Annotated in this window: 4 protein-coding genes and 1 pseudogene; 3 read left to right on the plus strand and 2 right to left on the minus strand. The window is 70.1% G+C overall.

Features of this window, described 5'->3' with window-relative positions; translation table 11 throughout:
• The first annotated feature begins 116 nt into the window (after positions 1–116).
• Together ACIBJF_RS51895 and ACIBJF_RS51900 are read left to right on the plus strand one after the other, a co-directional pair.
• The gene (locus tag ACIBJF_RS51895) at positions 117–740 is read left to right on the plus strand and encodes a lasso peptide biosynthesis B2 protein (RefSeq protein WP_399184877.1); all 624 of its coding nucleotides are present in this window, start codon (positions 117–119) and stop codon (positions 738–740) included.
• Between the two features lies 1 nt (position 741).
• Positions 742–2,520 (plus strand): asparagine synthase-related protein, encoded by a 1,779-nt coding sequence (locus ACIBJF_RS51900; RefSeq protein ID WP_399184878.1) that lies wholly within the window; start codon positions 742–744, stop codon positions 2,518–2,520.
• On the opposite strand, the gene ACIBJF_RS51905 is transcribed toward ACIBJF_RS51900, so the two are convergent.
• Complete coding sequence (locus tag ACIBJF_RS51905) at positions 2,504–3,736, minus strand: hypothetical protein (protein ID WP_399184880.1); 1,233 nt, start codon at positions 3,734–3,736, stop codon at positions 2,504–2,506. The genes ACIBJF_RS51900 and ACIBJF_RS51905 overlap by 17 nt on opposite strands.
• Before the next feature lie 363 nt (positions 3,737–4,099).
• Positions 4,100–4,183 (minus strand): annotated as a pseudogene (locus ACIBJF_RS51910) (hypothetical protein); the annotation flags it as partial.
• A 692-nt stretch (positions 4,184–4,875) separates the two neighbouring features.
• On the opposite strand from ACIBJF_RS51910, the gene ACIBJF_RS51915 reads away from it, so the two are divergent.
• Positions 4,876–5,319: FAD-dependent oxidoreductase (locus tag ACIBJF_RS51915; protein ID WP_399184879.1), on the plus strand; the 444-nt coding region annotated here is incomplete at its 3' end.

Below are 5,319 nucleotides of genomic sequence, written 5' to 3' on the forward strand. Positions count from 1 at the left end.
TCGACAAACATGCCGATCATGGCAGGCCTGCACACTCACCATCACCGTTTCACGGATTTCCCAACGGAGTCCTTCAGGGAGGGGAGCCTTCAAGGTTCCATCGTGGAGGAAGTGCGGTGGCAGAGAACAACGACGCCCTGGCAGCCATGGCAAGGCTCCTGTCACCGCACTGCCGTGTCATCGGGATGTCCGGTGGAGCGCTGATCGCGGACTGGAAACGAACGCGCTTTCTCGGGATGGCCGCGGCGGACGTCCGCAAGTGCGCCGAGGGCACCCCCGAGGAACGCGCGGAGCTCGTCACCGTTCTGCTGCAGGCCGGATGCGCCGAGGCACGCCGCAAGCAGCACGTGGACGTCGGCGTCGGGGTTTGGTTACGCGGAGTGCACCTGATGATCCGGACCGTGGGATTCGGGCGGGTCCTGCGGCTGCTGCCCTTGGCCGCCCCGGACTACGCGCGCGCGGACGTCCCCTCCGCGGAGGAGGTCCGACGGCTGAAACGAGCGGTGCAGTCGCACAGCCGCGGCAGCTGGCTGGTCGACGGTGACTGCAAGTCCGAGGCGGTGACGGCTTTCGTCCTGCTACGGCGGTCCGGTCTGAAGGCCGTACTCCACGTCGGTGTGCACGAGCACCCGTTCGCCTTGCACGCCTGGACGGTCTCGGCCGGTCTGTGCATCCCGGACGCCGATCCGCAAGGGCACGCCTTCGACCCGGTGCTCTCGATCGACGGCGGGGGACGGTGACATGGACGCCCTCCGCCTCGAGTGGGCGGGCGGCGCTCCGAGGCTGCAGACCGCCGACGTCATGGCACGTCAGGGACTCGTGACGACGGTCTCCTCGCCGGCCGGCACCGCGGCCGTCGTCGGCTGGGTCGGCTCGGCCCGCGACCGGGTCACGGGCGCACGCGGCCTCCTCGACGCCTACGGCCGGCAGGGAGCGGTCCCGCCGATGCCGGCCGGCGACTACGCGGCCGTTGTGGTGTGCCGCGACCGCATCTTCCTGACGCGCGACGAGCAGGCCCGCATCCCCTTGTTCTTCAGGGAGACCGGGGGCCGGGTGAGCGCCGTGAGCACCTCCGCCCGCAGCCTGGGCCGCGCCGGCGAGCTGGAACCCCGCTACTTCTGCCGGTACCTCACCGGGAACACGGCGCAGCCGCACACGGACCTCACCCCGTTCACCGGCGTGCACCGCGTTCTCGGCGGCGAGGTGGTGGAGCTCTCCCTCACCGGGCAGCTGGGCGGTCGTACGCCGCGACGCGCCCGTCCCGCCACCGAAGCGCCCGCGTCGGCAGCCGACGGACCCCGCCTCGACGAGGCCGCACAGGCCCTGCGCCAGGCGCTGGAGAGCGCCGTCGGACGCCGTATGGGCACGACGACTGCATGCCATGTCTCGGGCGGCACCGACTCCACCGGTGTCGCGCTGCTCGCCGCGCGCCTGCTGGCCGCGGCGCCCGACGACGCCCGGGAGCTGGTCCTGCTCGCCGGGCGTTTCTCCCGCGGAGAGCTGGCCGCGGAGCAGCCGTACCTCGATCTTGCGCTTGAGGAGATCCGCCGGTACGCCCCCGGGGCCTGTCCCGTGATCGTCGACGCCGACGACGTGGCCGATTTCGACGACTTCCGGCACCACGCGGGAGACGCGGACGAGCCTCATGCCCACGCGTTCCGCGCCCCGTTCTGGAGCAGACTCCACGCCGTGGCCGCGGAGCTGGGCTGCGACACCCTCCTGACCGGCTGCGGGGCCGACCCGATCGCCGACGCCAACCCGCTCCACCTGCACAGGCTCGCCCGCACGGGCCGACTGCGCCAGATGACCCGGCAGGCACGAGCCTGGGCCGAGGGGAGCGAACGGGGCCTGCGGGACGTGGTCCACTCCTATGTGGTCCAGCCGACCCTCCCGCTCACGGCCGAACGGATCACCGCACTGTCCCGTGGCGGAACGGTGCTCGGCGGACTCGGCACCTTCACCCGCCCCCGATGGCTGCGGCCCGCATTCGCGCGGGCTCACGGGTTCCGGGAGGCCCGCATCGCGGAGAGCCGCTTCGTGTTCGGGCGCAGACCGGAACAGTCGCTCTACGACGCCGCCAACTACGTCGCGGCTCCCGATCCGCTGTCCTGGCACCGGGCCGGACAGGACGGGTTCTTCCTCTCGCACCCGTTCCTCGACCCGGAGGTCGTGACCACGATGAGCCGCCTTCCCACCGCAGCCACGTTCCGGCCGGGCCGGCCCAAGGCGGTACTTCGCGAGGCCCTGGCAGACCTGCTCCCTGCCCCGATCCGCGGCAGGACCGTCAAGGTCCCCTTCGACGACGTCTACGCCCGCGGCCTGCGCAGACACGGCGACGAACTCATCGACCTGTGCTGCTCCGCCCAGCATCCACTGATCACGGAGATGTTCGACGTCGAGACGCTGTGCCAGGCCGTGCGGGAGGCGCAGCTCGGCATGGGCGACGCGCACGCCTGGGGCCGGATGAACAGTTCACTCGCGCTGGTGGCCTGGCTGGAGCGGCTCAGCGCTGGTCCTTGATGTCCCACAGGGTCCGCTCGACGGGGCCGGCGAAGCAGTCGATGAGACCGTAACGGCTGACCAGCTCCCGTAGCTCCTCCCCGGACGGCTGGCTGCTGCCATTGTGGCCCTTGCGGGTAATGTCCGTGTCCACAGCTGCACCGTGCGTGCCGAACGTCCAATAAACGGTGACGAAGCGCGGCTCCCTGATGTTTTCGTCGATCGCGTTGTTCTCGTGCACCCTGGCACGGTAGACGAGGGAGTCGGTGCCTCTCTTCTGCTGGTCCTTCACCCATTTCGGGACGTCGCCACCATCCCAGGAGGTCGTCACGAAGTTGAGCGGTGGATCCACCACGACCTGGTCCTTACGCGCAAAGCTCGCGGTGGCGTAGAAGGCCACCTGGTCGTACTGGGTGTCCACGGGTAGTTCCACCACCAGGCGTGTGGTGAAGGCGTCGCTCGGCTCGATCCAGTTCCCGGGCTGCATCCAGGGTTTTGCCTCCACCAACTCGCCAGGCTGATGAATCTCCCTGCGGGAGAGCGGGTTCATCTCCCCCGAGGAGCGGGCAAACTGCTTTGCATCGCTTCGCCACTGCTCGCGGAGGCGGTCCTTGGGGCTCAGCCCCACCCGTTCCCCCATGGCGTGGACTTCGGTGCCGAGCACATAGAACCCCACGTCGGCGTGGTTCTGGACCGTGACGTCAACCGGTACGGCGAACGCCTTGCGATCCTCATTCAAGACGGCCTTCCCCACTGACAACGTGATGAGAGGCCTGGCCTCACGCCGGTACGGCAGATAAAGGTTCTGGTAGCCGAAATTGGCGACGGCGAGGACCGAGGAGACCACCAGCGCAGCGGCCACCCGCTTCGGGGCGGGGACCGTGACCGATGTCCGCCACACGGCGAAGAGGGCCCATGCCGCCCCCGCCGTGAGCGCGCCGAAAAGCGCCGGGAAGAGCACCAGATCGCCGTTCTTCAGCGTCCTGAGCAGGAGCATGGCGTTTGTCAGAAGCGCCGCGAACGCGCCGATCAAGGCGACGAGGCCGGAGTACTGGAACGTGTGCCCGACCCAGTGGTCCATGACCGCGCCGGCAGCCATGAGCGTGGTGAAAGCGACCGCGATGAGGACGGCGCCGGTGAGGCGACCAGGGAAGGTCAGAGCATGGGCGAAGTTGCCGATGCCGAACCAGCCCAGCAGCACCGTCGTCCCGAGCAGGACCAGCAGGGTCGATGCCATGTCCAGCTGGGCCCGCCGGGTATTCAGCGAGGGCCGTTGCACCTTCGGGCGCAAGCCCGCGTGCGGCGTAAGGGAATTCCGCACCCGATCACCTCCTGAGCCCGCGGGCCGTGCCCTGCCCGCGGGCCGTGCCCTGCCCGCGGGCCGTGCCGAGACACACGTGCACGGCGCGGCCGCGGGGGATCCGCTGCCGTGCCGAGGTTTCGTCACCATCGTCCGTGGTGATCCACTGGGCCGCCATCGGACGCCCCCGGACGTGGGACGTCCTCCGGTGCTCGCGCGCTTTCCCCAGGTGGGCCTAGCCATAGGACCAGCGGGGCCCTCGGACATCTCGAAGTGCAGATGCGGCCCGGTGGCGTCGCCCGTGGCCCCGACTTTGCCGAGCTGCTGACCGGCGGTGACCTTCTTACCGTCGCCACGACCGTTGTCGGCGCTCAGCCGATCCACTGGCCGTAGGCTCCGCCTGCCGTTCGATCAGGCGATGGTTCCGCTGCGTACGGCGACCACGGGGGGCGCGGCGAAGTCCTCATGCGTGTGGCGACAGACGCCCTCCGGCCCCGGCACGGGGACGGCACCCGTCGGCCGCCGGCGGCGCTCGGGCGCTCGACGGAGAAGCCGGCGGGTTTGCCGAGCGTGCTCAGGGGGCCCTGGTCCGGGAACGGCTGGCGATCGCCACCGCGGAGTACAACAATTGCACCTACTGCCTCTCCGCCCACACCTCCATAGGGGGCGCACGCCGCCAAGGTCGACGCCGGGGAACTGGAGCGTGCCGGCCACGCCGAGTCCGCCGGCCCGCACGCCGCCGCGCTGCCGGCACTGACCGACGCCATCCGCCGTTGTCGCGGCCACATCGGCGAGACGCAGCTCAAGACTGCCCGTGCCGCGGGCGTTACCGACGCCGAGATCGCCGAGGTCGTGGGCAATTCGGCGTTGAACATCCTCACGAACTACTTCAACTTCAACGTCCTCGCCGATACCGACAACGAATGCCCGGTCGTCACCCCGCACACCTACGGCTGACCGACGCGCCGCGCCCTGGTCTGGTCGGCGAGCCCCCGGCATTCCCGACCAGGCCCGACGGGCGGCGTCAGCACCACGTCGACCGGTCGTCAGGCACTCCCAGGAATGCGAGGAAGAACATGAGCGAACCGCATGAAACCCCGGAAGGCGTCTCTTACGACGTGGTCGTGCTGGGCGCAGGCCCGGTCGGGCAGAACGTCGCCGACCGCGCCCGTGCCGCCGGCCTCTCCGTAGCGGTCGTGGAACGGGAACTGGTCGGGGGCGAATGCTCGTACTGGGCGTGCGTGCCGAGTAAGGCGCTGCTGCGGCCGGTCATCGCGGTGGCAGACGCCCAGCGCGTGGACGGTGCCCGGCAGGCCGTCACCGGCCGGCTTGACACCGATGGCGTCTTCGCCCGCCGCAACCGCTATGTGACCGACTGGGACGACTCCGGACAGGTCCTGTTCCTCAAGTCCATCGGAGCCGACGTCTTCCGTGGCCACGGCCGTCTCGACGGGCCCCGACGCGTCAGCGTCACCCGTGACGACGGCGCCCGGCAGACCCTCACGGCCCGGCACGCGGTG

This window comes from Streptomyces sp. NPDC050743 (assembly GCF_044456925.1).
Lineage (GTDB): Bacteria > Actinomycetota > Actinomycetes > Streptomycetales > Streptomycetaceae > Streptomyces.